At 64.0% G+C, this 26,839-nt stretch carries 24 protein-coding genes and 1 pseudogene; 15 read left to right on the top strand and 10 right to left on the bottom strand.

What is annotated here, in order from left to right; genetic code table 11:
* Positions 1 to 6: 6 nt before the first annotated feature.
* Both MESS4_RS15115 and MESS4_RS15120 read right to left on the bottom strand, forming a co-directional pair.
* The gene (locus MESS4_RS15115; RefSeq protein WP_006332230.1) at positions 7 to 807 is read right to left on the bottom strand and encodes an endonuclease/exonuclease/phosphatase family protein; all 801 of its coding nucleotides are present in this window, start codon (positions 805 to 807) and stop codon (positions 7 to 9) included.
* 24 nt (positions 808 to 831) lie between these two features.
* A complete protein-coding gene (locus MESS4_RS15120; RefSeq protein ID WP_006332231.1) occupies positions 832 to 2,292 on the bottom strand; it encodes a phospholipase D-like domain-containing protein in 1,461 nt (486 codons plus the stop codon).
* 220 nt (positions 2,293 to 2,512) lie between these two features.
* On the opposite strand from MESS4_RS15120, the gene MESS4_RS15125 reads away from it, so the two are divergent.
* The 6 genes from MESS4_RS15125 (at position 2,513) to lpxK (ending at position 8,126) form a co-directional block, all read left to right on the top strand.
* Entirely contained in the window at positions 2,513 to 3,856 is a 1,344-nt protein-coding gene (locus MESS4_RS15125) for a TldD/PmbA family protein (RefSeq protein WP_006332232.1), read from the top strand.
* Positions 3,843 to 4,649, top strand: coding sequence for a 3'(2'),5'-bisphosphate nucleotidase CysQ (locus MESS4_RS15130; protein WP_006332233.1), 807 nt, complete (start codon positions 3,843 to 3,845; stop codon positions 4,647 to 4,649). Before MESS4_RS15125 ends, MESS4_RS15130 begins: the two co-directional genes overlap by 14 nt.
* Positions 4,650 to 4,724: 75 nt before the next feature.
* Entirely contained in the window at positions 4,725 to 4,970 is a 246-nt protein-coding gene (locus MESS4_RS15135; protein ID WP_006332234.1) for a DUF4170 domain-containing protein, read from the top strand.
* A 5-nt stretch (positions 4,971 to 4,975) separates the two neighbouring features.
* Positions 4,976 to 5,767, top strand: coding sequence for a lysophospholipid acyltransferase family protein (locus MESS4_RS15140; RefSeq protein WP_006332236.1), 792 nt, complete (start codon positions 4,976 to 4,978; stop codon positions 5,765 to 5,767).
* Positions 5,764 to 7,080 carry a lipid IV(A) 3-deoxy-D-manno-octulosonic acid transferase gene (waaA, locus tag MESS4_RS15145; RefSeq protein WP_006332238.1) on the top strand — a complete coding sequence of 439 codons (1,317 nt, stop codon included), beginning with the start codon at positions 5,764 to 5,766 and terminating at the stop codon, positions 7,078 to 7,080. Before MESS4_RS15140 ends, waaA begins: the two co-directional genes overlap by 4 nt.
* Positions 7,081 to 7,097: 17 nt before the next feature.
* Positions 7,098 to 8,126: a tetraacyldisaccharide 4'-kinase gene (gene lpxK / locus MESS4_RS15150; protein WP_006332243.1), complete on the top strand. Its 1,029-nt coding sequence runs from the start codon at positions 7,098 to 7,100 to the stop codon at positions 8,124 to 8,126.
* A 252-nt stretch (positions 8,127 to 8,378) separates the two neighbouring features.
* Here lpxK and MESS4_RS15155 read toward each other — a convergent pair whose 3' ends face one another.
* Together MESS4_RS15155 and MESS4_RS15160 are read right to left on the bottom strand one after the other, a co-directional pair.
* Positions 8,379 to 8,612: a DUF2093 domain-containing protein gene (locus MESS4_RS15155; protein ID WP_006332244.1), complete on the bottom strand. Its 234-nt coding sequence runs from the start codon at positions 8,610 to 8,612 to the stop codon at positions 8,379 to 8,381.
* 135 nt (positions 8,613 to 8,747) lie between these two features.
* Positions 8,748 to 9,653, bottom strand: coding sequence for a LysR substrate-binding domain-containing protein (locus MESS4_RS15160; protein WP_006332245.1), 906 nt, complete (start codon positions 9,651 to 9,653; stop codon positions 8,748 to 8,750).
* 112 nt (positions 9,654 to 9,765) lie between these two features.
* Here MESS4_RS15160 and MESS4_RS15165 point away from each other — a divergent pair, with 112 nt between their 5' ends.
* Positions 9,766 to 10,659, top strand: coding sequence for a DMT family transporter (locus MESS4_RS15165; RefSeq protein WP_006332246.1), 894 nt, complete (start codon positions 9,766 to 9,768; stop codon positions 10,657 to 10,659).
* Between the two features lie 219 nt (positions 10,660 to 10,878).
* Here MESS4_RS15165 and mutL read toward each other — a convergent pair whose 3' ends face one another.
* Together mutL and MESS4_RS15175 are read right to left on the bottom strand one after the other, a co-directional pair.
* Positions 10,879 to 12,741 carry a DNA mismatch repair endonuclease MutL gene (mutL, locus tag MESS4_RS15170; RefSeq protein WP_006332247.1) on the bottom strand — a complete coding sequence of 621 codons (1,863 nt, stop codon included), beginning with the start codon at positions 12,739 to 12,741 and terminating at the stop codon, positions 10,879 to 10,881.
* 280 nt (positions 12,742 to 13,021) lie between these two features.
* Positions 13,022 to 13,930: a LysR substrate-binding domain-containing protein gene (locus MESS4_RS15175; protein ID WP_006332248.1), complete on the bottom strand. Its 909-nt coding sequence runs from the start codon at positions 13,928 to 13,930 to the stop codon at positions 13,022 to 13,024.
* Positions 13,931 to 14,021: 91 nt separating this feature from the next.
* On the opposite strand from MESS4_RS15175, the gene MESS4_RS15180 reads away from it, so the two are divergent.
* The 5 genes from MESS4_RS15180 to MESS4_RS15200 all read left to right on the top strand — a co-directional run bounded on the left by MESS4_RS15180 (position 14,022) and on the right by MESS4_RS15200 (position 19,645).
* Positions 14,022 to 15,572: a trimethylamine methyltransferase family protein gene (locus MESS4_RS15180; protein WP_006332249.1), complete on the top strand. Its 1,551-nt coding sequence runs from the start codon at positions 14,022 to 14,024 to the stop codon at positions 15,570 to 15,572.
* 42 nt (positions 15,573 to 15,614) lie between these two features.
* Complete coding sequence (locus tag MESS4_RS15185; protein WP_006332250.1) at positions 15,615 to 17,264, top strand: ABC transporter substrate-binding protein; 1,650 nt, start codon at positions 15,615 to 15,617, stop codon at positions 17,262 to 17,264.
* 120 nt (positions 17,265 to 17,384) lie between these two features.
* On the top strand, positions 17,385 to 17,864 hold the full coding sequence (locus MESS4_RS15190; protein WP_006332251.1) for a DUF3828 domain-containing protein: 480 nt from the start codon (positions 17,385 to 17,387) through the stop codon (positions 17,862 to 17,864).
* Positions 17,865 to 17,868: 4 nt separating this feature from the next.
* Complete coding sequence (locus tag MESS4_RS15195) at positions 17,869 to 18,450, top strand: hypothetical protein (protein ID WP_006332252.1); 582 nt, start codon at positions 17,869 to 17,871, stop codon at positions 18,448 to 18,450.
* A 7-nt stretch (positions 18,451 to 18,457) separates the two neighbouring features.
* Entirely contained in the window at positions 18,458 to 19,645 is a 1,188-nt protein-coding gene (locus MESS4_RS15200) for a mandelate racemase/muconate lactonizing enzyme family protein (protein WP_006332253.1), read from the top strand.
* Between the two features lie 28 nt (positions 19,646 to 19,673).
* Here MESS4_RS15200 and queF read toward each other — a convergent pair whose 3' ends face one another.
* Positions 19,674 to 20,135 carry a preQ(1) synthase gene (gene queF, locus MESS4_RS15205; RefSeq protein ID WP_006332254.1) on the bottom strand — a complete coding sequence of 154 codons (462 nt, stop codon included), beginning with the start codon at positions 20,133 to 20,135 and terminating at the stop codon, positions 19,674 to 19,676.
* Positions 20,136 to 20,272: 137 nt separating this feature from the next.
* On the opposite strand from queF, the gene MESS4_RS15210 reads away from it, so the two are divergent.
* Positions 20,273 to 22,318, top strand: a complete 2,046-nt coding sequence (locus tag MESS4_RS15210; protein ID WP_006332255.1) for an NADH:flavin oxidoreductase — start codon at positions 20,273 to 20,275, stop codon at positions 22,316 to 22,318.
* Between the two features lie 143 nt (positions 22,319 to 22,461).
* On the opposite strand, the gene MESS4_RS15215 is transcribed toward MESS4_RS15210, so the two are convergent.
* Positions 22,462 to 22,869, bottom strand: a complete 408-nt coding sequence (locus tag MESS4_RS15215; RefSeq protein ID WP_006332256.1) for a hypothetical protein — start codon at positions 22,867 to 22,869, stop codon at positions 22,462 to 22,464.
* A 110-nt stretch (positions 22,870 to 22,979) separates the two neighbouring features.
* Here MESS4_RS15215 and MESS4_RS15220 point away from each other — a divergent pair, with 110 nt between their 5' ends.
* A complete protein-coding gene (locus tag MESS4_RS15220; protein ID WP_006332265.1) occupies positions 22,980 to 23,498 on the top strand; it encodes a MarR family winged helix-turn-helix transcriptional regulator in 519 nt (172 codons plus the stop codon).
* 5 nt (positions 23,499 to 23,503) lie between these two features.
* Here MESS4_RS15220 and MESS4_RS15225 read toward each other — a convergent pair whose 3' ends face one another.
* Together MESS4_RS15225 and MESS4_RS15230 are read right to left on the bottom strand one after the other, a co-directional pair.
* Positions 23,504 to 24,247 carry a polysaccharide deacetylase family protein gene (locus tag MESS4_RS15225; RefSeq protein ID WP_006332267.1) on the bottom strand — a complete coding sequence of 248 codons (744 nt, stop codon included), beginning with the start codon at positions 24,245 to 24,247 and terminating at the stop codon, positions 23,504 to 23,506.
* A gap of 65 nt (positions 24,248 to 24,312) precedes the next feature.
* Positions 24,313 to 26,385 carry an EAL domain-containing protein gene (locus MESS4_RS15230; protein ID WP_006332269.1) on the bottom strand — a complete coding sequence of 691 codons (2,073 nt, stop codon included), beginning with the start codon at positions 26,383 to 26,385 and terminating at the stop codon, positions 24,313 to 24,315.
* Positions 26,386 to 26,674: 289 nt separating this feature from the next.
* Here MESS4_RS15230 and MESS4_RS34545 point away from each other — a divergent pair.
* Positions 26,675 to 26,839: pseudogene (locus MESS4_RS34545) on the top strand (glycine C-acetyltransferase); the annotation flags it as partial.

Genomic DNA, 26,839 nt, shown 5'->3' on the forward strand with positions numbered 1-26,839 from the left:
TGGCTGCTACAGGTGCACGAAAGCCGTAAGCGGCAGATGATCGGAGGCAACCCGCGACAGCGGCGTGTCATGAGCTTCCACGGTCGAGATCATGCCGTGCCGATTGGCCATGATCCGGTCGAGCGCCAGCAGCGGAAGGCTCGATGGAAAGGTGGGAACCGCCGGCGGCAACGGGCCAAAAGTCGTGTGCAGCGTGTTCAGCGCGGAGCGGTTTCCGAGCCGCCATTCGTTCAGATCGCCGAGCAGCAGCGTCGGCCTTTCGTCGGCGCTGCTCATGATATCGAGCACGGCACGGGCCTGCTCGGAGCGCGAGTGGCGCAGCAGGCCGAGATGGGCCGCGATGACGCGCAGCGTCGGTTTCTGGTCGAGATCGATCTCGGCAACGATCGCCCCGCGTGGCTCGAGCCCCGGCAGCTTGATCTGGTGCACGTCGCGCACGGTACCGCGCTTGAACAAAAGCAAATTGCCGCGCCAGCCATGTCCCTTGCCGTTTCCGGTAATCGGCACCGGCACCAGCCCCGTTTCCATTTCGAGGCGGGCAAGGTCGAGCAGCCCCGCACGATCACCGAATCGGTTGTCGGCTTCCTGCAGCGCGATGACATCCGGGCTGATTTCCCGGATGACGCGAGCGGTGCGTTCGGGATCGAATTTCCGGTCGACGCCGATGCATTTGTGGACGTTATAGGAGGCGACCACCATTTCGGTGTCGTCAATCCGCTTGCGCTGCTCGGATTTTGCCTTTCGCGCCTTTCTGCCGCGGATCGATACGAGCACGGTCTCCTGAAGGCTGCGTCCGTTTTTTTGCATGTGTCTGCTATTGTTTCCTTGCTTCTAGAGATAGGGCGATCCCAACCACAGCACACGGTCGAACAGGCGAACGATGAAGGGTCGTGCTCGCAGGGCTTCGAGCGTTACGGGCACGGCGGAGGCGAGAGCCGAACCGATCCTCTCCTCGACCTCCGAGGCAAAGCCCGTGTCGAGAACCTCCATATCGATCTCGAAATTCAGCCTGAGCGACCGGGCATCGAGATTGGACGATCCGACATAGGCCCACACGCCATCGATCGACATCAACTTTGAATGGTCGAACGAGCCCTGGTGGCGCCACACGCGGCAATAGTGCTTCAGCACCTGGTCGAGCTGGGCCGTCATCGCGCGGTCGACGAGGAAAAGGTTGTTCACGGCTGGCACGACAATATCGATTTCGACACCGCGCCGGCCGGCTGTCGTCAGCGCGCTGATCAGTTCCCGGTCCGGCAGGAAATAGGGCGACATGATGCGGATCGATTTGCGGGCAACGGAAAATGCCCCGATCAGCAATTTGTGATTCGTTTCGTTGCCGGCATCCGGCCCCGTTGCCACGGCGCGCACCAGCATCGGCTGGCCGGGCGGCGGCGAGAGGTCTTCTATCTGCCAGGTGTCGCCTTTCAGTGTCTCGTTGCCGGCGAAACGCCAGTCCTCGGCCGCAACCGAGAAAAGGTCGGCGACCACCGGCCCGGTGACCTGGAAATGCGTGTCCCTGGAGCTGTCGGAGCCCGCGAATTCGGCTGAAAAGCCCTTGCGGATGTTCATGCCTCCCGTGAACGCAACCATGCCATCGATGACCAGGATTTTCCTGTGGGTTCTCAAATTGGCATAGGGAAGTCTCAGGCCCATGACGATATTGCCGTTGAAAAGATCGACAGTGACGCTCGCCTCCTTGAGCTGCTTAAGGATGCTGGGCACCGAGTAGCGCACGCCTACGGCGTCGATCAGCACGCGCACGGTCACGCCGCGGCGGACAGCGCTGGTGAGCGATTCGACGAAAAGCCGCCCGACGGCGTCATTGTCGAAGATGTAGGTTTCGAGAAGGACACTGCGCGCGGCGCCGTCGATCGCCCGGCACATAGCCGTATAGGCCTCATCGCCCGTCTTCAGGACCGAGATCGTGTTTCCATAAGTGAAAGGGCGCCGCGCCACCCTGTCGCCCAATGTCTTTAGTCCAGTAAACCGCTGGCCGTATTGTGCTGTGATCAATGCCTCCGTGGCGATGTCGCGGTCGTGCTTTGCCGAAGCCGCCTCGCTGGGAAAGGGCCGCATGGCGCTGATCGTTGCGCGTCGGATTCGATTGATGCCGGCGATGGCATAGATGATTGCGCCAAGGAATGGCGAAAGCAGCATCACGCCCACCCACCCGGTGGCGGCGCGCACGTCTTCCTTCGTCATGACGGCATGGACGATGCCGACTGTCGCCATCACCCCTGAAATGATCGCGAGGATCTGGGGCCAGTGGGTCGCTAGGGCCTGCAACATTGCCGAAACTATCCAGCGTGCGGTCGCAGAACGCAATGCATCTGCTCATGTTGACGGGCTTGCATTGGGCTGTGCCCTGCGCTCACTGTCCAAGGGCAGAGCCGGCCACCAGTCGGTGGTCGGAGTGGCGCACATGCCACTTCGCCCATTGCAGAAGCGGCATTGGAACAATAGATGGTGCTGCAATGGCCGCCCCGGCTGAAAAAGCAGGATCATTACTATGACCAATACGCTCGACGCAGCGAAATTGACCGACCGCGTCGCCGCCCTGGTCGAGGCGGCCAAGCGCGCCGGCGCCGATGCCGCCGACGCGGTGGCCGTGCGCGGCCGTTCGACAGGCGTGTCGGTGCGGCTTGGCAAGGTCGAGGCCACCGAGGCGTCCGAGAGCGAGGATGTCTCGCTGCGCGTCTTCGTCGGCAAGCGGGTGGCGAGCGTCTCGGCGACGGCGGCGTCGGACCCGAAGGTGCTCGCCGAGCGCGCCGTGGCGATGGCGAAGGTCTCGCCGGAAGATCCCTATCAGGGCCTCGCCGATCCGGCGCTTCTCGTCAAAAAGCCGCGCGACCTCGATCTGTTCGACGCCACGGAAGTCTCCGCCGACCAGTTGAAGGAAGCAGCGCTCGCCGCGGAAGCCGCGGCGCTGGCCGTCAAGGGCGTCACCAATTCGGCCGGCAGCGGCGCCAGCGCGGGCCTGGGTGGGCTGGTGCTTGCCACCTCGCACGGCTTCGTCGGCCAGTATGTGGCGTCGCGCTTTTCGCGCTCGACCAGCGTCATCGCCGGCGAGAGCACCGGCATGGAGCGCGACTATGAATTCTCCTCGCGCCAGCATTTTTCCGACCTCGACGCACCGGCGGATATCGGCCGCAAGGCCGGCGAACGCGCCGCGCGTCGCATCGGCGCGCGCAAGGCGGCGACCGGGCCGGTCGACGTGGTGTTCGACCCGCGCGTCGCGCGCGGCATTGCCGGCCATCTCGCCGGCGCCATCAATGGCGCGTCCGTGGCGCGCAAGACCTCGTTCCTGCGCGACATGATGGGCAAGCAGGTGGCTGCGGCCGCGATCACCGTCACCGACGAGCCGCTGCGGCGCCGTGGCCAGGCGTCGCGTCCGTTCGACGGCGAGGGCATCGAGGGCGAAAAGCTGTTCATGGTCGAGAAGGGCGTCCTGAACCACTGGTTCCTGTCGACCTCGGCCGCGCGCGAACTTGGCCTTATCACCAATGGGCGCGGCTCGCGCGGCGGCTCCTCCGTCTCGCCGTCCTCGACCAATCTCGCCATCGAGCCGGGCGAAAGAACGCCGGAAGACCTGATCAAGTCGCTCAAGAGCGGCTTCTACGTCACCGAAGTGTTCGGCCAGGGCGTCGACATGGTGACCGGCGAATACAGCCGCGGCGCGTCCGGCTTCTGGATCGAGAATGGCGAGCTCGCCTATCCCGTCGCGGAAGTGACCATCGCCTCGAACCTGAAGACCATGTTCCTCACCATGGTTCCCGCCAGCGATCTCGACCGCAATTTCGGCACCGCGGCGCCGACGCTGCTGATCGAAGGAATGACCCTTGCCGGAGCTTGATCCGGTCACAGCAGCCGGGGCCAGCGAGGATCTGCCGCTGCTGCGCGACGCCGCCCGCGAGGCGGGCGTCATCGCCATGCGCTATTTCGGCAAGAATCCGCAAGTGTGGATGAAGGGCGGCACCTCGCCGGTGAGCGAGGCCGACCATGCCGCCGACGCCTATCTGCGCGAGACCCTTTTGGCGGCACGGCCGGACTATGGCTGGCTGTCGGAGGAAACGGCCGATGATCCGGCAAGGCTTGCCGCGCGCCGCACCTTCGTCGTCGACCCGATCGACGGCACGCGCGGCTTCCTCGAAGGCCTTCGCTCCTGGTGCGTCAGCGTCGCCGTCGTCGAGGACGGCCGCACGCTGGCCGGCGTGCTCGAATGCCCGGCCAGGGAAGAAACGTATTGGGCGTTGCCCGGCACAGGCGCTTTCCGCAATGGCGACCCGATCCGCGTGCGTCAGCCGGCAGACACCGTGGAAATCGGCGGACCGAAGCCGATGATCGACCTGATGCCGCCGGAATGGCAAGGCCGGCTGAACCGCGTGCCCTACATTCCTTCGCTCGCCTACCGGCTGGCGATGGTCGCCAACGGCACACTCGACGCGACCTTCGTCAAACCCAGCGCGCATGACTGGGATATTGCCGCTGCCGATCTCATCCTGCGCGAGGCCGGCGGCGCCTTGCTCGACCAGAACGGTCGCGCGCCGCGCTATGCCGGCGAGGTGATCCGCCATGGCGCGCTGGCCGCCGGCAGCGGCGAACTCCTTGCCGTGCTGGCCGGCGTGATTGCCGGGCTTGACGGTTGAGCGGACATCAATGGTTCCAAAGTCGGCGGCTTTGGTCTAGACCTGTCACAAACTCACGATATGTGAAGGACCGACATGACCGCGGAAGACGGAAAGAAGCAGCTTTTGCACCTGGTGTTCGGCGGCGAACTGAAGAAGCTGGGCGGGACCGAATTCCGCGATCTCGACGCGCTCGACATCGTCGGCATCTACCCGGACTATCAATCCGCGCAGACGGCCTGGAAAGCCAAGGCGCAAGCCAGCGTGGACAATGCCCATATGCGTTACTTCGTCGTTCACCTGCACCGGTTGCTCGACCCCGACAACAAGGCCGCCGGTTGAAATCGATGGAGCATGAGGCGGTGAAAGGCCCGGCCACCGGATCCGCCGTCGGCGGCAGGGGCGGCACCAGCGCGTCAAAGACGTTCTGGCGCAAGATCCGAGAACCGCTGGCGCAGTCGCGATTCGTCAAGAACGTCATTGTCGGCCTGCTCGCCCAGTTCGTGCGCCTGGTCCGGCTGACCAATCGTGTGGTCGAAGGCTCGTCGCAGTTTTCGGGCGGCTCCTATGCTGAGTTCGAACCCGGCATCATCGCGCTGTGGCACGGCCAGCACCTCCTGACCCCGGCCTACTATCCCAAGGGACGGCCGCTGGTCGCCATGGTGTCGCGCAGCGCAGATGCCGAGCTCAACGCGCTGATGATCGAGAAATTCGGCATCGAGGCGGTGCGCGGCTCCGGCGGGCGCGAAAGCTCGAAGCATCTCGACAAGGGCGGCGCCAAGGCGCTCATTGCCCTGAAAAAGTCGCTCACCGCCGGCAAGAACGTCGCCATGATTGCTGACATCCCCCACGGCACGCCGCGCGACGCGGGGCTCGGCATTGTTCTCCTGGCGCGGCTTTCGGGCCGGCCGATCCTGCCCGCCGCCATCGCCACCAGCCGCCGCAAGGTGCTGGAGAAAAGCTGGGACAAGACCACGATCAACCTGCCCTTCGGCCGCTCCTCGATCATCGTCGGCGCGCCTGTGTTCGTTCCGGCCGATGCCGACGAGGCCGAAATGGAACGCAAGCGCCAGGAGGTCACGACTTCGCTCAATGCCGCGACCGCCGAGGCCTACCGTCTCGTGGACGGTCCGAAATGAGCGAGCGCTGGGCGCGCGCCTTCCTGACGGCGTATCGTTTTGCAGGGGCCGCCGCCTATCCGCTGATCGGGCCTTACGTCGCCTGGCGTACCTCCATGGGCAAGGAAGACCGCGTTCGACGGCGCGAGCGCTACGGCATCGCCGGACGCGAGCGCCCCGACGGGCCGGTAATCTGGATCCATGCGGCTAGTGTCGGCGAGACCCTCGCCGTCATACCGCTGGTCAAGAGTATTCTCGACTACGGCGTCAACATCGTGCTGACGACTGGCACGGTCACCTCGGCACAGGTTGCCGATGAGCGGCTCGGCGACCGTATCATCCATCAATATGTGCCGCTCGACCTCAAGCCGGCGGTCAGCCGCTTCCTGGATCATTGGCGGCCGGACCTGGCGATCATCGCCGAATCGGAGATCTGGCCGATGACCATCCTTGAACTCGGCGCGCGCCGTGTGCCGCAGGTGCTGGTCAATGGCAGGCTGTCGGACCGTTCGTTCAAATCCTGGAAGAAGCGCGCCAACATCGCCGAGGCGCTGTTCGAGAACCTCGCCCATGTCGTCGCCCAGTCGGATGTCGATGGCGAGCGCTTTCTTTCGCTTGGCGCCCGGCCGGTCACGGTATCCGGCAATCTCAAGGTCGACACCACGCCGCCGCCGGCCGATGAAAAGACGCTGTACGCGCTGAAGCGCCAGATAGGCGCCCGCCCGACCTGGGCCGCGATATCGACCCATGACGGCGAGGAGGTGGTGGCCGCCGAGGTCCACGCGATGCTGCACAGGCGTCACCGCGGTCTTTTGACGATCATCGTTCCGCGTCATCCCGATCGCGCCGAGGCCCTTGCCGCGCAGATTTCCGGCATGGGCCTGAAGCTCGTCCGCCGCTCCAAGGGTGACAAGATCACCGCCGACACCGATATTCTGCTTGGCGACACGATTGGCGAGATGGGTCTCTATCTCAGGTTGACGGAAATCGCCTTCGTCGGCCGTTCGCTTACCTCCGAGGGCGGCCAGAACCCGTTGGAGCCGGCCATGCTCGAGACGGCCGTGCTGGCCGGCCGCAATGTCCAGAATTTTCGCGAGGCCTATCAGCGCCTGCTCGACAGCGGCGGCGCCAAGCTGGTGCGCGATCGCGACATGCTGGCCGGCGCCGTCAACTTCCTTTTGACCAACGAGGCGGCGCGCCACGAGATGATGGCGGCGGGTGCGGCGACCGTCGACGAGATGCGCGGCGCGCTGGCGCACACGCTGAGATCGCTCGAACCCTACATCCAGCCGCTGGTCGTCAAGTCGCGCCTGAAGGGCGCCGACGGGAGGTAGGTCGTGGAACTATCCACATGACCTCGGAAGCACCGCCCTTCTGGTGGGAGGAACCGGACTGGCGGGTGCTGGCGCTGTCGCCGCTGTCGGCGATCTATGCGCTCGTCGCGGGCCGCCGCATGCGGCACGCCGCGCGTGAAAAGGTCGAGGCGCCGGTGCTGTGCGTCGGCAACTTCACCGTCGGCGGCACCGGCAAGACGCCGGTGGCGATCGCGCTGGCAAGACAGGCCAGGCGCATGCGGCTCAATCCGGGTTTCCTGTCGCGCGGCCATGGCGGCTCCTTTGCGCAGCCGCATGTCGTCGATCCGCATCACGATGCCGCCAGGCATGTCGGCGACGAGCCGCTGCTTCTGGCCGAGCACGCGCCGGTCGCGGTGACGCCGAACCGCGCTGCCGGCGCCAGGCTTTTGCTGGAAAAGCATGGCTGCGACTTCCTGATCATGGATGACGGGTTCCAGAGCGCTCGCATCCATATCGACTATGCGCTGGTCGTCGTCGACGCGCGCCATGGCGTCGGCAATGGCCACGTCATTCCGGGCGGGCCGCTGCGGGCAAACATCGTCGACCAGCTGGTCTTCACCAGCGCGCTCCTCAAGATGGGCGAGGGCACCGGGGCCGATACGGTCGTGCGCCAGGCGGCGCGCGCCGGCCGGCCGATCTTCGAGGCGTATACGAGGCCAAGCCGCAAGGCGGGGCTGGCCGGCAAGCGGTTTCTGGCCTTTGCCGGCATCGGTCATCCCGACAAGTTCTTCGATACGGTCCGTGAAGCCGGCGGCGAGGTGGCGCTGGCCCGGCCGTTTCCGGATCATCATTTTTATGGCGGGGACGAACTGGCCGAACTGGCGGCGACGGCGCGCCGCGAGGGGCTCGGACTCATCACCACCGCCAAGGACGCCGCCCGGCTGCGCCACGACGCCGCGTCAGCCGATTTCCTCGGGCAGCTCGACGTGCTGGAGATCGACACCGTGTTCGAACCCGAGCATGTGCCCGAGCGCATCATCGACGAGACGTTGGATGCCTGGCGGCAGCGCAAGCTGAAGGGGTAGTCTAGGGGCCTTCGAGCGCTGCGGCAATCGAACCCTTTGTGGAGATGTTGGAGGGACAGCACCCCCCTCTGGCCTGCCGGCCATCTCCCCCGCAAGGGGGGAGATCGACGGTTTCAGCGCCTCCGCTTACTCCGCACCGTCGCTGGTTGGCGAAAGCAGTGGTGGCGGCCAATCTCCCCCCTTGCGGGGGGAGATGTCCGGCAGGACAGAGGGGGGTGGGAAGGATCGCTACTGCTCTCACTTGCGCCGCGACTACCGCCGGATGCGCAATTCCGGATGCGCCTCGATTTCGCGGCGCAGCGAAGCGGCAGCGCTCACATAGGGTTCCTGCCTGGCGACGCTCCAATATTTGAGCTCGTCCAGCGGAATGCTCTCGCCGGTCACCGCACAACGCACGAAGACGCCAGGACTGGTCACCTGGAAATCGCCGTCGAGGTAGCGGATACGCGCTTCCTTGCCGCCGGGGCCTTCGAAACGGTTCATCATGGGCTGGTGCCGAAATTCATGACGATGTCATCGCCATAAATCCCGGCAAGGTCAAGCTTGGAGCGAGGTGAGATCAGCTTTGGTCACGTCCGTTTCGCGGGAGCGCCAGGTCGGGCAAGCCGGCAAATGGATGTCTTATCCTTCGGCTACGATAAAATCCTCGATCTTTTCAGCAGAAAGCCCAGCCTGGCTTGCAATGCGTCGCGCTAGCTCGGCGGCGGCGGCGCGGGGCCGCCCCAGCGGCCGGTCGAGCCAGTAGGATATTGGGCTCAGCACGCTGCGTTCGTCGACTGCGACAATGCGGCCCGACTTCAACTGATCCACTGTCATCGGCGGCCGTGCCAGCGCGATGCCAAGCCCGTGGGCTGCCGCATCGAGCACCAGATTATAGTCCTCGAAGCGGCGATCCTGCGGGCGCGGGCGGTAGTCCATGTCCTGCGCGGCAAACCAGGCGCGCCAGGCCGAAGCGTCGGAATCGTTGATCAGCGGAAATTTGAGCAGCCGGGCCGGGTCGCCGCGGCCGATCTCGCTTGCGAGCTCCGGCGAGGCGACGGGGAAAACATGTTCCTCGAAGAGCTGCACCGAGACGCGGCCCGGAATGCGGCCGCGTCCGCAGCGGATCGAAAGATCGATGCCCTCGTCGGCAAGATCGGCCTGGCGGTTGTCGACGCCGAGCACGATGCGCAGCTTGCCGGGGTTGTTCTCAAGCGCGGCCATGCGCGGCATCAGCCACAGGCCGCTGACCGAGGGGATCGAGGCCAGCCGCACCACCGCGGTGCCGCGCGGCTCGATCCAACGGTCCGAATTGCTTGCGATCAGCGCGAAGGCTTCGGTGGTGCGCAGATGCAGGCGGGTTCCCTCGATGGTGAGTGAGACCCCGCGCGCGCCACGGTCGAACACCTTCAGCCCGAGCCAGTCCTCGAGCTTGGCGATCTGCCGGCTGACGGCGCCATGGGTGAGGTTGAGCTTTTCGGCGGCCGCCGAAAAACTCCCGGTGCGCGCCGCGGCGTCGAAGGCGCGCAAGGTCTCGAGCGGCAGCATCGGTTCTGAGCTGTGATCCACACTCACAGCTGGCTCTCGATTTGGTCGTTTGTCAACCGGCGCTCAGTAGCGTTCTCTGCATTTCAGAGCATTGAATCACGAGGACAGTGAGATGAGCGCTTATATGGGCACGTTGAATCAGACACAGCGCATGGACAGCACGGCGGCCATCGCGGTGGCGCTTACGGTGGTCGGCTGGGCCTCCGCTTTCCCGGCCATCCGCGCCGGTCTCGCCGCCTTCGGTCCGCTGGAACTCGGCGCGCTGCGCTTTGCCATCGCCGCCGTGCCGGCCGCGATCTTCCTTGCCGTCAAGCGCCCGGCTTTGCCAAGGGTCGACGAATTGTGGCGCTTTGCTTTCGGTGGCGCCATCTTTGTCGCGCTCTACACGGCAATGCTCAATTTCGGCGAGCTGACCGTCTCCGCGGGTGCGGCCGGCTTCATCATCAATGTCAGCCCGATCTTCACCGCCATCATGGCCATGGCGCTGCTCGGCGAACGCTTCTCAACCATGGCCTGGGCCGGCACGGCCATCTCCTTCGCCGGCATCGGCATCATTGCCATGGGCGAGGGGCAGGGCCTGCACTTCAACACCGGCGCTCTCCTCGTGCTGGGTTCGGCGCTGTGCTCGGCCGTCAACACCATCGTCCAGAAGCCGCTTTTTGCCCGCCATCACCCGCTGACCATCGCCGCCTCCAACATGGTGCTCGGCGCGCTCTGCCTGGCGCCCTTCCTGCCGAACGCACTCTCGCAGGCAGCGGTCGCCGACACCGCGGGCCTCGGCGCCGTCGTCTTTCTCGGCATCGTGCCGAGCCTGATCGCCTACGCCGCCTGGGCCACCGCCCTGTCGCGCCTGCCTGCCGCCCGCGCCTCGAACTTCCTCTATCTGGTCTCGCCGGTGGCGACGCTGATCGGCTTCTTCTGGCTGGGCGAAGTGCCCACATTGCTTGGCATCATCGGCGGCGCCTTGGCGCTGGGCGGCGTCATCGTGGTGAATTTGAAGAGATGAATCAGAGGGTTGAAATGTTCACTTGAATCGAAAAGGGCCGCTGAAAAGCGGCCCTTTTCGTACCCCCACCCCGCTGCTTCGCAGCGACCCTCCCCACAAGGGGGAGGGTAAGCTTCTCGCGAGGCGTCCGCGGCCAGGCTCCCTACCTCCCCCTTGTGGGGAGGTCGGACCGAAGGTCCGGGTGGGGGTCTGCGCCAGCGGACCTCGTAAGCCGCAGCCTTACCGCCGGCCAAACAGCCGCTCGATATCGGCAAGCTTGAGCTCGATATAGGTCGGGCGGCCATGGTTGCATGTGCCGGACCCCGGCGTCGCCTCCATCTGGCGCAGCAACGCGTTCATCTCCTCGGCCTTGAGCAGGCGCCCGGAACGCACCGAGCCGTGGCAGGCCATCGTTGCGGCGATCCTGTCCAGCCGGCCTTTCAGGGTCTCGACGGTGTCGTTGTCGGCGATCTCGTCGGCAAGGTCGCGCACCAGCTGCTGGACATTGGTTTCGCCGAGCATTGACGGCGTCTCGCGCACGGCGACGGCACCCGGGCCGAAGCGCTCGATGCCGAGGCCGAAACGGGAAAGCGTTTCGGAATGCATGGCGAGCCGCTCGGCATCCTCTTCGGGCAAGTCGACGATCTCCGGCAAAAGCAGCATCTGTGACGGCACGGCGCGCGAATGGAGCGCGTTCTTCAAGGCCTCATAGACCAGCCGCTCATGCGCGGCATGCTGGTCGACGATGACCAGCGAATCCCTGGTCTGCGCGACGATGTAGTTCTCATGCACCTGCGCGCGGGCAGCACCCAGCGCCGTGCCAAGCAGCGTCTCCGCTGCTTCATCGAGCCCGGCCCGCGTGTCGGCGTTCTGTAACGGCCCGGCATCGAAGGCCGCCTGATCGTTCTCGCGGAGCCCGCCATTTCCGGTGCCGTCAAACCCCATATCGAGTGGCCGTTGCGGCGAGCGATCGAAACCGGTGAAGCCGGAGGCACGGGAAGCAGCCTCGTAGCTGCGATGGCCGTTGGCCGGTCCAGGATGCGCATGGGAGGCCGCGCCCGGCCGGAACGCCCCCATCATGCCGGCAGCCCCCGTGGTGGCGGCGCGGATGCCGGAATCGCCAAGCGCTTGACGAATGGCGCCGACAACCAGCCCGCGCACCAGTCCGGGATCGCGGAAGCGGACATCGGCCTTGGCCGGGTGGACGTTGACGTCGACGATGGCCGGATCGAGGGTCAGGAACAACACGGTCACCGCATGGCGGTCGCGCGGCAGGACATCGGCAAAAGCGCCGCGAATGGCGCCGGCGATCAGCTTGTCGCGCACCGGTCGGCCGTTGACATAGGCATATTGCTGCAGCGCGTTGGCGCGGCTGAAGGACGGGATCGAGACATGGCCGGAAAGATGCACGCCGTCGCGCATCGCATCGATGGCAATGGCATTCTCCGGAAAGTCGGCGCCCATCACCTGCGCGACACGGCTGAGCCGGCCCTCGGGCTTATCGCCGGTCGCCGGCAGCTCCAGCGTAGAGCGGTCGGAGCCGGCCAGCGTGAAGCGCACGGCGGGGAAGGCAATCGCAATGCGCTTGATCACGTCGCTGGTCGCCGAGCTTTCGGCGCGCTCGCCCTTCATGAATTTGAGCCGCGCCGGCGTGGCGAAGAACAGGTCGCGCACCTCGACCGTGGTGCCGCGATTGGCCGCCGCCGGCTTGACGGCGGACACGCGGCCGCCCTCGATGCCGATCTCGGCGGCGCTGTCGCCCGATGCGGTACGCGAGCGGATCGACAGCCGCGCCACCGAACCGATCGACGGCAAGGCCTCGCCGCGAAAGCCGAGCGAGCGGATGTCGTGAATGTCCTCGGCAAGCTTCGACGTACAATGGCGCGCGATCGCCAGCGCCAGCTCCTTTTCCGGAATGCCGGAGCCGTCGTCGGTGACGCGGATCAGGTTCAGCCCGCCGCCTGCGGTGACGATCTCGACCCGGGCAGCACCCGCATCGAGCGCGTTCTCGACCAGTTCCTTGACCACGCTTGCCGGACGCTCGATGACTTCGCCGGCGGCGATCTGGTTGATCATCGTTTCGGAAAGCTGGCGGATGGGCATGGGAACACTATAGGCGGATTCGTGGGCGGTGCGGAAGTTTTCGATACGGCGGAATAATGGATATGACGGAGGGACAGCACCCCCCTCTGGCCTGCCGGCCATCTCCCCCGCAAGGAGGGAGATTGGCAGCTTCGGCGCTTCGCCAACCTTTAGACGTTGGAGATTGGCAAAGGCCGAGGCGACATCCGATCTCCCCCCTTGCGGGGGAGATGGCCGGCAGGCCAGAGGGGGGTGGGAAGGATCGCTGCGATCTTCGCTTGCCGTGCTACATCCAACCGCCTCACGCCTGCGCCGCCAGCCAATCCCTTACCTTGCGGGCGTTGTCGCTGAGTTCGCGGTTCTTCGGCCAGATGATGTGGAAACGCGTGCCGGTTCTCATCACATGGCTGGTGGCGCTCACCAGCAGGCCCGATGCCAAGAGCCGCTCGGCAAGGTGCCGCCAGCCGAGCGCGATGCCTTGCCCCTCCATGACCGCCTGGATCACCAGCGCGTAGTCGTTGATGCGTAAGCCGCGCCCGGCATCGGCCTCCTTCAGGCTGGCCCCGGCGGAGTGGAACCACTCCTCCCAACTCGCCGCCTCGCGAAACGGCTCCTCGAGATGGATGAGGCGGTGCGACGCCAATTCCTCGACGGTCTGCGGCAGGCCGAACTTCGCGACATAGCTGGCGCCTGCGACGGGAAAGATCTCCTCGTCGGCCAGCGGCAGGCAATGATAGTCCGGCCATTCCCTGGGATCGCCGCCGCGCACGCCGAGCGGAATGCCCTCTGCGATAATGTCGAGATCACGGTCCGCGGTCTGGATGCGCAGGTCGACGCCCGGCAATTCGTCGCGGAATTGCTGCAGGCGCGGCATCATCCAGAACGAGCCGAAGGCAGTCGAGGCGGCAAGCGTCACATGGCCGCCGCTCGCCTGCTGGCGCAGGTCCTCGGCTGATTTGCGGATGTGCGAGAGGCCGAGCGAGACGTCGGCGTGGAAGCGCTCGCCGGCCTCGGTCAGACTGACCTGGCGGTGGCGCCGCTGGAACAGTTTGGCGCCGAGCTTTTCCTCCAGCCCTCTCACCGCATAGGAGACGGCGGCCTGCGTCATCCCGAGCTCGCGACCGGCGGCGGTAAAGCTCGACAGCCGCCCGGCGGCTTCGAAGACGATCAGGCTGCCGGCCGAGGGCAGGAGGTGGCGCAGGCTTCGCATAAGCAGAGCTTATACAAGAGATCAGGATTTTCCAGCGTCACAGTCATATTTCGTCTCGCTAAGTTGACTGCTCTGGGAGGATGGAGTTGCCATGAACGCACCGGCCGTTGAAGTGACCGAACACACCAACCGCCGCAGCGGCGGCCGCCTCGGGCGCAAGGCGCTACGGGGCGCACCGATAGCGTCGTTTCCGACTCTGGTCCGCCAGATTCCCGTCTATCAGATGGTTCCGGACGAGGCGGTGGAGCTGATCCACCAGGAGTCGCTCTCCATCCTTGAAGAAGTGGGATGCGAGTTCCGCGACGACGAGGCGATCGCGATGTGGACGGCGGCGGGGGCCGATATCTCCGAGACACGCGTCCGCATCGACCGCGCTCTTCTAATGGAACTCGTCTCGAAGGTGCCGCCGGAATTCACGCTCAATGCGCGCAACCCCGAGCGTTCGGTGCGCGTCGGCGGAAACAATTCCGTCTTCGTGCCGATGTATGGCGCGCCTTATGTGCGCGACCTCGACAACAACAGACGCTATGGCACGCTCGCCGACCTCAACAATTTTCACAAGCTCGCCTACATGGCGCCGGCGCTGCATTCGTCGAGCTCGATCATCTGCGAGCCGATGGAAATTGCGGTGCCGAAGCGTCATCTTCACATCATCCATTCGGCGCTGAAGCACTCAGACAAGCCGTTCATGGGCATCGTGACCTCCAGGGAACGAGCCGAAGACACGATGGCGATGGCAGGCATCGTGTTCGGCGAGGACTATGTCCGCGACAACCCGGTGCTGGTGGCGATCACCAACTGCAATTCGCCGCTGGTCTGGGATGCCACCATGCTGGACGCGATGAAGGTCTATGCGCGCCACAACCAGCCGCTGATCCTCGCACCCTTCGCGCTGTGCGGCGCCTCGACTTCGGCCTCCGCCGTCGGTGCGGTCGCGCAGGTCAATGCGGAAGCGCTGGCGGGCGTCGCGTTCACGCAGCTCCTGCGTCCGGGTTCGCCACAGATCTACGGACAGTTCATGGTGACGGTCGACATGAAGACCGGCGCTCCGATGGGCGGCACGCCGGAAGCGGCCCAGATGATGTATCTGATGGGGGCACTCGCGCGGAAATACCGGCTGCCGTGGCGCACGTCCGGCTTCCATGTCGGCTCGAAGCTGAACGACGCCCAGGCCGGCTACGAGGCGAACATGCTGATGCATGCCGCCATCCTTGCCGGCGCCAACTACATCTGGCACGCCGCCGGCTGGCTCGAAGCCGGCCTGACCTGCGGCTATTCAAAGTTCGCCACCGACTGCGAGCAGCTCGTTGGCTGGTACAAATATGCCGGCGGGCTGCCATTCGACGATTTCAAGGAGGCCATGGCGGCGGTCCGCGAGGTCGGGCCGCAGGGCCATTTCCTCGGTACCCAGCACACGCTCGACCATTTCGAGTCCGCCTTCTTCATACCGAGCATCATGGACTTCAATTCGTTCGAACAGTGGAAGGCGGAAGGGGCAAAGGACCACGACACGCGCGGCCGCGAGAAAGCGCGCAACATGCTTGCCGATTATGAGGAGCCAAAGCTCGATGAGGGCATCGCCGACGGTCTCAAGGATTTGATCGCGCTGCGCGAGGAGAAGCTGCCAGACAGCGTTAGTTGATGGGACAGGCGAAGACCTGACGGAACTTTAAGGGAGGAAAAAATGACATTCTTCAGAAGCAATGGCGATCGTGTGCCGGCCGCCATTGAGGCGATGGCAAAAGAGACGCGTGCGGGTAATATGGACCGGCGTGAGTTTCTGGCGCTGGCAAGCGCCTTCGGCGCATCGACTGGCCTTGCCTACGGCATGATCGGTCTTGCCGTGCCGGAACAGGCTTTGGCCGAGGAGCCGAAGAAGGGCGGAACGCTGCGCGTCTCGATGTCGGTGAAGGCGCAGAAGGATCCGCGCACCTACGACTGGGTGGAGATGGCGAACATCACCCGTAGCTGGCTGGAGCCGCTTGTCCGCTACACCCACCAATTCACCTTCGAGCCGGTCCTGCTCGAGAGTTGGGACGTCAATGACGACGCCACCGAATACGTCCTGCATGTCCGCAAGGGCATCACCTGGAACAATGGCGATGCTTTCAACGCCGACGACGTGGTCTACAATCTGACGCGTTGGTGCGAGAAAGCTGCCGCCGGCAATTCCATGGCCGCACGCGTCGGTGCCCTGATCGACGAGAAAACCGGCAAGGCCAGGGATGGCGCGATCACCAAGGTCGACGACGGCACCGTCAAGCTGAAGCTGAACGAGCCTGACATTTCGCTGATCCCCAACTTCACCGACTATCCAGCACTGGTCGTCCACCGCAATTTCGATGCCGATGGTGCGGATCCGATCAAAAAGCCGATCGGCACCGGACCCTTCGAACTGGTTTCTTACGATGTCGGCCAGAAAGCGGTCGTCAAGCGTCGCGAGAACGGCAAATGGTGGGGCGGCGAAGCGCCGCTCGACAGCGTCGAATTCATCGACTACGGCACCGACTTCAACGCCTCTGTGAATGCCTTCGACTCCGGCGAGATCGACCTCAACTTCGAGAGCCCCGCCGACTTCATCGACATCCTCGACAAGATGGGGCTGGAAAAATCCGAGGTCGCAACAGCAACGACGCTCGTTGCTCGCACCAACATCACACACAAACCCTATGACGACCAACGAGTGCGCAATGCGCTCCAGATGGCGGTCGACAACAATGCCGTGCTCGAACTTGGTTATGCCGGGCGAGGGACCCCTGGTGAAAACCACCATGTCAGCCCCATCCATCCGGAATACTACGCACTGCCCAAGAAGACACGCGACGCCGCTGGTGCCAAGAAGCTGATGGCCGAGGCCGGACAGGCCGACTTCGAGCACGAACTGATCACCGTCGAAGATGATTGGCAAAAGAACACCGGCGACGCGATTGCCGGCCAGCTGCGCGATGCAGGCATCAAGGTAAAGCGCACCGTGCTGCCGGGTTCGACCTTCTGGAACGACTGGACGAAGTATCCCTATTCCATGACCATCTGGTACATGCGCCCGCTCGGCGTTCAGGTGTTGGCGCTCGGTTATCGCACCGGCGAAGCCTGGAACGAAACGGCGTATTCGAATCCCGATTTCGACGCCAAGCTCAAGCAGGCTCTCTCGCTCATCGACGTGGAGAAGCGGCGCGAAGTCATGAAGGACGTCGAGCAGATCCTGCAGGATTCGGGCGTCATCATCCAGCCGTTCTGGCAGAAGCTCTACAGCCACATGAACAAGAAGGTGAAGAACTACGCAGTCCACCAGACCTTCGAGATGGATCTCCAGAATGTCTGGCTGGATGCCTGACCGGGTAAGAACCTCTGCCGGTAGACGAGGCGCTGAGGGATTTCATGGACCGCAAAAAAGCCGAGATGCAGGATTCGTGGTATTGAACGGTTTCCACCACGAAAGCCTGGAGATTGTTGGATGAGACTGACTGTGCTTGCCGCCGCCCTCTCGATCGCAGTACCCGCGACCGCCTTGGCCGGGCCGGCAGCCAACGCGGTGAAGTTTTTCTATGTGCCCGAGGTCAAGTTCGAGGCCGACGCGAAGTACCGCGACCGTTTCACCGAGCCGGTGACCAAGCTGTTCGACCTCAACGACCAGGCGCAGAAGAACAAGCCGGACGAGGTGCCTTGCATCGACTTCGCTCCCGGTCTCGATGCGCAGGACTATGACGAGAAGACGGTCGCCAAGACGCTCAAGCTGTCGGAAGCGGTGGATGGCGACAGCGCCAACGTCACAGTGACCTTCAACCTCTTCCCGGAAGGCGATGATTCAAAACGCGAAATGGTCTGGTCGCTGAAGAAGATCGATGGCAAATGGAAGGTCACCGACATCGCTTCCAAATCCAGCGGCTGGACGCTCAGCGCGCTGGAATGCATGCCCGGTTCGACGGCGGAGTAATGCAGTGCTTCGTCGCCTTGTCCTGGCATTCTCGTTGGTCTCGATGCTGGCTGCCGGGCTGAACGGCGGCGCCTTGGCGCAAGGTCTGTTCGGCGCGCCGCCGCCGAACGCGCCTTCCGGCGATGCCGGCAATGCGCCGGCCGACACATCGCCGCCACCGGCGACATCGGCGCCGGCACCGGAACCAGCGGCGCCCGTGCTGCCTGGGTCGCCGACGGCCGTGGTAAAACCGTTCTACGAGCATCTCGGGCTGGAGCTCGACCCGGCCGAGCGCAAGAATTTCATCGACCCGGCCAAGACCGTTCTCGACAAGAGCGATGCGCTGCGAAAATCTGGGCAGGGCGAATGCCTCGATCCAAACATGGCGCTCGACAATGCCGACTATGACAAGCTCGCGATCGACAAGAGCCTGAAGACCACCGAAGCGGTCAATGGCGACGAGGCCAAGGTGGTCGTCGCCTTCGTCGTCGAAGGCAATCCGCACCGGCTGGAATGGAAACTTAGGAAAGTCGGCGGCGGCTGGAACGTCACCGACCTTCTGTCGGTGACCGGCGAATGGGCGCTCAGCCAGTATCAGTGCGAATAGGGAACCGATGAAGATCACCAATATCCGCGTCACCCACGTCAATGTTCCGCTCGACGCGCCGTTCTGGTGGACCGCCGGTCTCTATGGCGGCGCCTCGAAGTCGATCATCGAGGTCGAGACCGACGAAGGCGTCATCGGGTTGGGCGAGGCGCCGTGGTGGCACTTTGGCGAGGTGATCAAGGCCGAGATCGCGCCGGCGCTGATCGGCGCGGATCCGCTCGATATCGCCGACTGCGAGGCGCGCTGCGTGCCGCCCTGGCAGATCACCGCCAACACCGGCGAGAACGCTGCTTCCGTCGCCTTCGGCGCGGTTGAGCTGGCGCTGTGGGACATCAGGGGCAAGGTGTTCGGCATGCCGCTCTACAAGGTCCTTGGCGGCGCGGTGCGCAAGGACATTCCGTTTTCGGAATATTTCTCCTTTCGCGCCGCCGCGCAGGGCGGGGCGGGTGGCGAGATGACGCCCGAAGCGATCATCGACTATTGCCTCAGGATGCGCGAGGAGCATGGCTCGACGATCTTCGAGGGCAAGCTGATCATGGGCGACCCCGAGCTCGAGATCAGGACCGTGCGCATGCTGCGCGAAGCGCTCGGCGACAAGGCACAGATCAAGCTCGATTCCAACATGCAGTGGTCGCTGACCACGGCGCGCTGGGTGCTGCGCGAGATCGAGCCGTTCAACATCCGCAACTATGAGGACCCAGTCGCCACCTTCGAGGAGATGGCCGCACTTCGCCAGCACTCGCGCATTCCGTTCTCGACCCATGTGCCGGATCTCCGGCGCGCCGTGGCGCTTGGCGCGCCGGACTATTTCGTCTGCAATTTCGCTGCCCTTGGCGGCCTGTCGAAAACCCTGAAGTTCATCGCCGCCTGCGAGGCGATGGGCAAGGGTTTCTGGTGCTACTCCAACGATCTCGGCATCATGACGGCGGCCTATCTGCATGTCGTGGCCGCCACCCCATGGATCACCGAGGCATCGCAATCGCTGTTTGCCTGGCAGATCGGCGACGTCGTCAAGGACGGTCCGTTTCGGCAGAAAGACAACACGGTGCGCGTGCCGGAAGGCAGTGGTCTCGGCGTCGAACTCGACCCGGCGGCAATGAAACGCTGGTCAGCGCACTTCGCCGAACACGGGCCGATGCACCATTTCAGCGATCCGAACAATCCCGGCCGCTACCGCCGGCTGCCCCTGAACTGACGCCATGGGCTTGCGCGACCGACCCGGCTCAACCCCGTCCGCGATAGGGCGCCACGCCGGTGTCGGGCAGCCAGGCGCCTTCAGGCGGCGCCCCGGTCTGCCAGAACACGTCGATGGGGATGCCGCCGCGTGGATACCAGTAGCCGCCGATGCGCAACCACAGGGGCTTGGTCGCGGCCACAATGCAGCGGCCGATCATGACGGTGCACTCTTCATGGAAGGCGCCATGATTGCGGAACGAGGTCATAAACAGCTTGAGCGACTTCGATTCCACCAGCAGCGCATCGGGTGCGTAGTCGATGACGATATGGGCAAAATCCGGCTGGCCGGTGACCGGACAGAGCGAGGTGAATTCCGGGCAGGTGAAGCGCACGATGGCCGGCGGGCCGTCGCCGCGCGCAAACGGCACGGTTTCCAGAACCGCCTGTTCGGGGCTCCGTGGCGTCTCGACGTGGGCGCCGAGTTGGGTGAGGGTTTTGGTATCGATCATGAGCGGGTTCCTAGGATTTTGCCGCTCATTAGCATCGGACCGAAAAGTGCGCAGCGGTTTTCGGATAAATACGATGCTTAAATAGAAGCTGGGGCAGTGCACGCTGCTCCAGCACAATTTGAAACAGCAGGAAGACGATGGCCAGTAACGATCCGCTCCTCCAGCCCTACCAGCTCAAGCACCTGACGCTGAAGAACCGGGTCATGTCGACCAGCCATGAGCCGGCCTATTCCGAGGACGGCATGCCGAAGGAGCGTTACCGGCTCTACCATGCCGAGAAGGCCAAGGGCGGCATGGCGCTGACCATGACCGCCGGTTCGGCCATCGTCTCACGCGACAGCCCGGCCGCCTTCGGCAATCTGCATGTCTATGACGATCGGATCGTGCCGTGGCTTGGCGAACTGGCCGACGCCTGCCACGAGCATGACTGCAAGGTGATGATCCAGATCACCCATCTCGGCCGCCGCACCGGCTGGAACAAGGCCGACTGGCTGCCGGTGCTGTCTGCTTCACCCGTTCGCGAGCCGGCGCACCGCGCTTTTCCCAAGACCATCGAGGACTGGGATATCGAGCGCATCGTTGCCGATTATGCGGCCGCCGCCCAGCGTTGCCAGGTCGCCGGTCTCGACGGCATCGAGTTTGAGTCCTACGGCCATCTGATGGACGGCTTCTGGTCACCGGCCACCAACCAGCGCGACGATGAATTCGGCGGTTCGCTCGATAACCGCTTGCGCTTCACCAACATGGTGCTCGATGCGGTGCGCGCGGCGGTCGGCGAGAAATTCGTCGTCGGCATCCGCATGGTCGCCGACGAGGATTTCGAAAAGGGCCTGTCCAAGGAGGAGGGCGTCGAGATCGCGAGACGCCTGGCCGGTTCCGGCAAGGTCGATTTCCTCAACATCATCCGCGGCTCGATCGAGACCGACGCGGCGCTGACCAAGGTCATTCCGGTGACCGGCATGCGCTCCTCGCCGCATCTCGACTTTGCCGGCGAGGTGAGGGCGGCGACAAAATTCCCGACCTTCCATGCGGCGCGCATTTCCGATGTCGCCACGGCGCGCCACGCCATTGCCACCGGCAAGCTCGACATGGTCGGCATGACCCGCGCCCATATCGCCGACCCGCATATCGTGAGAAAAGTGATGGAAGGCCGCGAGCACGAGATCCGCCCTTGCGTCGGCGCCACCTATTGCCTCGACCGCATCTATGAAGGAGGCGAGGCACTGTGCATCCACAATGCGGCGACCGGCCGCGAGGCCGAGATCCCGCATATCATCGTCAAAACCGCAGGCCCGAAGCGCAAGGTGGTGATCGTCGGCGCCGGCGCCGGCGGGCTTGAGGCGGCGCGCGTCGCGGCCGAGCGCGGGCACGAGGTGACGGTGCTGGAGGCGTCGGGCCAGGCCGGCGGCCAAATTCGGCTGGCAACGCAGAATCCGCGCCGCAAGGAATTGATCGGCATCATCGACTGGCGCTTGGCCGAGCTCGACCGGCTTGGCGTCGAGATCCGCTACGACACCTGGGCCGAGAAGGACGACGTTCTGGCGCTGTCGCCCGACGTGGTGGTGGTCGCTACCGGCGGCCTGCCGCAGAACCCGCCGCTGGCGGCCGGCGACAATCTCGTCACTTCGAGCTGGGACATCATGGCCGGCAGCGCCAAGCCGGCCGAGAACGTGCTGCTCTATGACGACAATGGCGGCCACCAGGGCATGGGTGCTGCAGAGCTGATCGCGACCGCCGGTTCGAAGCTGGAGCTGGTTTCACCGGAGCGCTTCTTTGCGCCTGAAATGGGCGGCATGAACCATGTACCCTATATGCGCGCCTTCCAGGAAAAGGGCGTCACCATCACCATCAACACGCGGCTGCGCTCGGTGCGGCGCGAAGGCAACCAACTGATCGCCGAGTTGGCTTCCGACTTCGCCGATGGCTGGCGTGGCGAGCGGCGGGTCGATCAGGTGGTGGTCGAGCACGGCACGGCGCCGCTTGATGACCTGTATCTGGCGCTGAAGCCACTGTCGAAGAATGGTGGCGCGGTCGACTACGAACGGTTGGTCGGTGGCGGCGACATCTTTCCACAGCGCAATGCGCAAGGGCCTTTCGTGCTGTTCCGCATCGGCGACGCGGTCGCCTCGCGCAACATCCACGCCGCCATCTATGACGGCATCCGCTTCGGCTTGCGGATCTGACGAGCGGCCGGGATGATTGGTGGCGCGCAGCCGAAACCTTCGTAGGAGAGCCACCTGCCATTTAAGTCCGGTGCGCGCCGCGCACGCCGCCGGCCTACGGCCAGCATCGTGCGATCCTGTAAACGGTGATTGCGGAAGGCCGCTCAAAACATCCTGGCGGTAGCCATGCAGAGCACGGTAATGACCAGCAGCCCGCCGGCTATGCGCTCGCCTCTTGTCATCTTCGCGCGCAACTGGCTTTCCGTCGCCTGGTTAGCGCCAGCCAGCTGCCTGCTGGCGGAGCCCACCAGTGCGCCCTGCACGCCGGCGGCAATCAGGGCCGTCACGATGCCCAGCGCCAGCACTTTCTCCATCGAGCCGAAAACGCCTTGATGGAAAAAATACCAGAGCAGTATGCCGGTGAGGAAAACCAGGCCGGCCGCGCCCATTTGGGGCCGGAAGAACCGCTCCGCTCTTATCTCCGGATCGCGGCCAACCGCGATGGTGGTGCCGGCCCAGAACACGCCCGCCATGACGTGAAGGCCGAGGACGACGATGTAGACATATTGCATGATCGCTTTTCCTCCTGTGCCCGCCGTCGATAAAGTTAGATATCAAATGATTAGATGTCAATGTATGGAGTCAAGTTCCACCGATCCGATTGTTGCTTTAGTGTCGAATCATGACGCCCTTTGACCGCCCGCCAGTCGGCATGAATCTCGCCCGCAGCGCCAAGCTGGTCGCGCAGGCTTTCGACGCTGCTCTGGTCGAGGCCGGCGGCACGTTGCCCGTTTGGCTGACCCTGCTCTCGGTCAAGTCGCGTGAACTCGCCAACCAGCGCGAACTCGCTGGCATGATCGGCATCCAGGGCGCGACGCTCACCCATCATCTCAACGCGATGGAGTCGCAAGGGTTGCTGACGCGGCGCCGTAATCCGGAGAACCGCCGGGTGCATCAGGTCGCGCTGACCGATGCGGGAGAAGCGATGTTCGAGAAATTGCGCACCGCTGCACTCGCCTTCGACAAGCGGTTGCGGGCCGGATTGCCGGACGAAAGGCTGGCCGAGTTCGCCGAAGTGCTAGCCGTGCTGCGGGCGAATGTTGATGCGCCCAGCTTCGGGCGATTGCTGACGGCTTTTCCCGGTGACAAGAACGATGTCCCACCACGTTCCCGCAAACCGGCTCGAAACGTCAAATCATAAACAGCTCAGCCGTCATAGCCGGCGATCGCGCCGAAAGTGTAGCGGCGCAGCTTCAGGGCGGTGATCAGCGCCGTCAGGTTCGCCTTGCCGTTGAAGACGTCCTGGAACATCTCGTCATGCATCAGCAGGATCAGCTTGCCGGGCTTGACGAAATGGCCGTAGCCGAACAGGTGGTCGATCTCGCTGACCAGATGATCGACGCTCTGCACCGGCTTGCCGCTGTTTTCGTGAACCCATTCATGATCCCAGCCGTAGAGATAGAAGCCGGACGCGGCGACGAACTCGTAGTCGGGATCCTCGCGGCCCTCCTCGGCCAGTCCGAGCGAGTTGTCGTCCTTTGACATCGAGGGCAGTCGGAATACATCGCGCCCCGGCAGCCGCGCATGCACCTCCGGTTTCAGCCCCAGCACCGCGTTTGCCCGCAGCATGTCGGCGACGACGCCTTCGGTGTCCGAATAGAAATGCTGGTAGTGGTTGTAGGCGTGGCTGTAGCTGTGGTTGCCGATCGTCACCAGCGGCATGTTCCTGGCGCGCTGCACCAGCGCCCTGTTGGACGCGCTTGCCTGCGCATGCATGCCGACCATGAACATGGTGGCCGGAACCTGCTCGGCCTCGAGCACATCGAGGATGTTGCTGGTGCCGGTCAACGGGCCGTCGTCAAAGGTGAGATAGATGGTGCGATCCGCGGCGGCCGCGGGAAAAGCCAGAAACAACACGACCAGCACGGCAAGGCGAAACGGCGTCAGCATCCGGAATATCCATGTCCGATCGCGACAGGCCGCCATTTCCGGGCAGGCTTGTCAAGGTTGGCGCCTTACGCCAGGCTTCCCTGCAGCACCGTCAGCCTGGCCTTCCTGGGCGCCCGCGCGATCAGCCATTCGCGCGCCTTTTCCTGCGGCATCGGGAAGGCGATGGAATAGCCCTGCACCTGATCGCAGCCGATCGCCATCAGCGAATCGAGCTCGGCCTCTGTTTCGGCGCCCTCGGCGACGATCGAGATGCCGAGGCCGCGGGCGAGTTCGGTGATGGCGCGCACGATCTTGGTGTTATCGCCGTTCTCGTTGATGTTCTGGACAAACCGGCGGTCGATCTTCAGCCGGTCGATCTCGTTCGGGTTGACATGGCTGAGCGAGGCATAGCCCGTGCCGAAATCGTCGAGTTCGAGGTGGACGCCGGCCGCGCGAATGTGCCGCAGCTTTGCCGCGATACCAGTCTTCTCGTCGTCGAGAATGACGGATTCGACGATTTCCAGCGACAGTTTTTCCGGCGGCAGGCCGGCCTTTTCCAGCGTGTCGAAGAGGAAGGCATCGAAATCGGGCTCACGCAGCTCGGAGCCGGACACGTTGACGGCGAGCCGGCCGAAGGCAATGCCGTCACGGTTCCACCCGGCCGCTTCGTTGATCGCCTTGGCGATGACGATGCGGCCGATCTCGGGCATGAGGCCGCATTTCTCGGCGACGGGAATGAACTCGCCGGGTGCGATCATGCCGCGCTCGGCATGTCTCCAGCGCACCAGCGCCTCGATGCCGCCGATCGTGCCGCTCGACAACGAAACCTGCGGCTGGAAATAGACCTGGAACTTCTTCCCCGCGATGGCGATCCTGATGTCATGCTCGAGCTGCTTGCGGTAATCGAGCTCGCGCCGCAACTCCTCGGAGAAGAACGAGAAACTGCCGCCGCCCTGCTTCTTGGCGGAATAGAGCGCGAGATCGGCATGGACGAGCAGATCCTGCGCGTTGTCGGCATCGACAGGGTAGACGGCGATACCGGCGCTGGCGTCCGGCAGGATGGTCGCGCCCTGGAAGATGATCGGCTCGTTGATCTGCGTCAGGATGCGCTTGGCGGTCATGTTGATGTCCTCGGTGGCGCCGGCGCCGTTGAGGATCATCACGAACTCATCGCCGCCCAGGCGCACGCAGAGATCCGACGCCCGGCAGGCATCGCGCATGCGCTGCGCCGTCACCACGAGCACATAGTCGCCGGCTGCGTGGCCAAGCGTGTCGTTGATCTGCTTGAACCGGTCGAGGTCGAGCTGGACCGCCGCAAGCCGTTCGCGCCGGCGCTGCGCGCTCTTGATCAGCGTGTCGAAATGGTCGGTCAGGAAGGTGCGGTTGTAGAGTCCGGTGAGGCCGTCATGGACGGCGATGAAGGCCATGGAATTGCGTGCATCCATGAGCTCATGCGTCTTGCGCAGAATGGCATTCGACATCGGCCTGAAGATGAAAAGCGCCACCAGCACGATGACGCCGATTGTGGCGTAGAACAGCGTGCGATGAAGATTGAGAAGCGTGCCCGACCGCGCATCGGCATCGGCGCTGATGCGCTGGCCAAGTGCGGCGTAACCCGACAGGGTCGCGTTGGCGACGGAAGCGTCGAGTTTGACGCGTTCGCTGCCACCCTTGTAGCCACCGTCATTGGCCATGCCGAGTTGGGATTCAAACGCCGATACCAGGCGTTCGCCGTTGGCGATTAGCCCGACTGAGAAATAATCAAGGTGAAACGGCTTGGCGAAAAGCACGTTCTGGACCGATTTTGGATCGAATCGTGCCGGTGACGCCGGATCGGCGGCGACCCGCTCGAGCAAAAGATCGTAGTTCGTCTCGAACTCCGCCGTCGCTTGTTTGAATGCAGTGATTAGAGCCGGTTGTTGGTCGCGCGAAGCAGCACCCGCTGCGCTGGCAAGGAAGACGATGCGCTGCGACAACGCCTTTTGCGTGCTGACGATGTCGAGCAGCGAATCGTTGTGGCGCTGCGCAGCCATCATCTGCTGGAGAAGGATGAAGGAGGCCATCACCATGGTGGCAATGATCAGCAGCGCCAGCCAATAGCCGGCCTTGATCAGCAAGATAAGCCTGCTCGAAACGGTTTGCACCGACTGCTGCGACATTTTCTGGGGCGGCCCTCTCGCCGACAGATTCCTGGGTGCGAAAACCATTGGCCTGAAAATGTTAACAGGATTGGAAATCAAGAGACCGGTAACAGCGCCAGCGCTGGAAGGCTCCCGAAATGGTTATCGCGTTCTTTCGCGGCATGTCTGCATTTGAACATCCGACATCGGCTGCATTCTGGGGCTGCATTCTGGCCACTGGCCATCGCGCCATCGAGGCGTCGCTTTTGCGATGGATTTTTCGCCAGCGCGGGGCGACAGTCCTCATCGATCTCAACAGGGCCTGATCATGAGCGCGGCATTCCTCTCCCATATCGACAGCGAGCTTCAAGGGCTGAAAGCGGCGGGGCTCTACAAATCCGAGCGGGTGATCACCTCGACTCAATCGGCCGAGATCGAGGTTGGCGGCGACAAGGTGCTGAATTTCTGCGCCAACAACTATCTCGGCCTCGCA

Origin of the sequence: Mesorhizobium sp. STM 4661 (assembly GCF_000359125.1) — a bacterium.
In the GTDB taxonomy this organism is placed as follows: Bacteria; Pseudomonadota; Alphaproteobacteria; order Rhizobiales; family Rhizobiaceae; genus Mesorhizobium.

What these genes read in the sequence shown, in the direction of transcription:
- MESS4_RS15115 (WP_006332230.1), bottom strand. Translation starts at nt 807, where the DNA reads ATGCAAAAAAACGGACGCAGCCTTCAGGAGACCGTGCTCGTATCGATC.
- MESS4_RS15120 (WP_006332231.1), bottom strand. Translation starts at nt 2,292, where the DNA reads ATGTTGCAGGCCCTAGCGACCCACTGGCCCCAGATCCTCGCGATCATT.
- MESS4_RS15125 (WP_006332232.1), top strand. Translation starts at nt 2,513, where the DNA reads ATGACCAATACGCTCGACGCAGCGAAATTGACCGACCGCGTCGCCGCC.
- MESS4_RS15135 (WP_006332234.1), top strand. Translation starts at nt 4,725, where the DNA reads ATGACCGCGGAAGACGGAAAGAAGCAGCTTTTGCACCTGGTGTTCGGC.
- MESS4_RS15140 (WP_006332236.1), top strand. Translation starts at nt 4,976, where the DNA reads ATGGAGCATGAGGCGGTGAAAGGCCCGGCCACCGGATCCGCCGTCGGC.
- waaA (WP_006332238.1), top strand. Translation starts at nt 5,764, where the DNA reads ATGAGCGAGCGCTGGGCGCGCGCCTTCCTGACGGCGTATCGTTTTGCA.
- lpxK (WP_006332243.1), top strand. Translation starts at nt 7,098, where the DNA reads ATGACCTCGGAAGCACCGCCCTTCTGGTGGGAGGAACCGGACTGGCGG.
- MESS4_RS15155 (WP_006332244.1), bottom strand. Translation starts at nt 8,612, where the DNA reads ATGATGAACCGTTTCGAAGGCCCCGGCGGCAAGGAAGCGCGTATCCGC.
- MESS4_RS15160 (WP_006332245.1), bottom strand. Translation starts at nt 9,653, where the DNA reads ATGCTGCCGCTCGAGACCTTGCGCGCCTTCGACGCCGCGGCGCGCACC.
- MESS4_RS15165 (WP_006332246.1), top strand. Translation starts at nt 9,766, where the DNA reads ATGAGCGCTTATATGGGCACGTTGAATCAGACACAGCGCATGGACAGC.
- mutL (WP_006332247.1), bottom strand. Translation starts at nt 12,741, where the DNA reads ATGCCCATCCGCCAGCTTTCCGAAACGATGATCAACCAGATCGCCGCC.
- MESS4_RS15175 (WP_006332248.1), bottom strand. Translation starts at nt 13,930, where the DNA reads ATGCGAAGCCTGCGCCACCTCCTGCCCTCGGCCGGCAGCCTGATCGTC.
- MESS4_RS15180 (WP_006332249.1), top strand. Translation starts at nt 14,022, where the DNA reads ATGAACGCACCGGCCGTTGAAGTGACCGAACACACCAACCGCCGCAGC.
- MESS4_RS15185 (WP_006332250.1), top strand. Translation starts at nt 15,615, where the DNA reads ATGACATTCTTCAGAAGCAATGGCGATCGTGTGCCGGCCGCCATTGAG.
- MESS4_RS15190 (WP_006332251.1), top strand. Translation starts at nt 17,385, where the DNA reads ATGAGACTGACTGTGCTTGCCGCCGCCCTCTCGATCGCAGTACCCGCG.
- MESS4_RS15200 (WP_006332253.1), top strand. Translation starts at nt 18,458, where the DNA reads ATGAAGATCACCAATATCCGCGTCACCCACGTCAATGTTCCGCTCGAC.
- queF (WP_006332254.1), bottom strand. Translation starts at nt 20,135, where the DNA reads ATGATCGATACCAAAACCCTCACCCAACTCGGCGCCCACGTCGAGACG.
- MESS4_RS15210 (WP_006332255.1), top strand. Translation starts at nt 20,273, where the DNA reads ATGGCCAGTAACGATCCGCTCCTCCAGCCCTACCAGCTCAAGCACCTG.
- MESS4_RS15215 (WP_006332256.1), bottom strand. Translation starts at nt 22,869, where the DNA reads ATGCAATATGTCTACATCGTCGTCCTCGGCCTTCACGTCATGGCGGGC.
- MESS4_RS15220 (WP_006332265.1), top strand. Translation starts at nt 22,980, where the DNA reads ATGACGCCCTTTGACCGCCCGCCAGTCGGCATGAATCTCGCCCGCAGC.
- MESS4_RS15225 (WP_006332267.1), bottom strand. Translation starts at nt 24,247, where the DNA reads ATGCTGACGCCGTTTCGCCTTGCCGTGCTGGTCGTGTTGTTTCTGGCT.
- MESS4_RS15230 (WP_006332269.1), bottom strand. Translation starts at nt 26,385, where the DNA reads ATGTCGCAGCAGTCGGTGCAAACCGTTTCGAGCAGGCTTATCTTGCTG.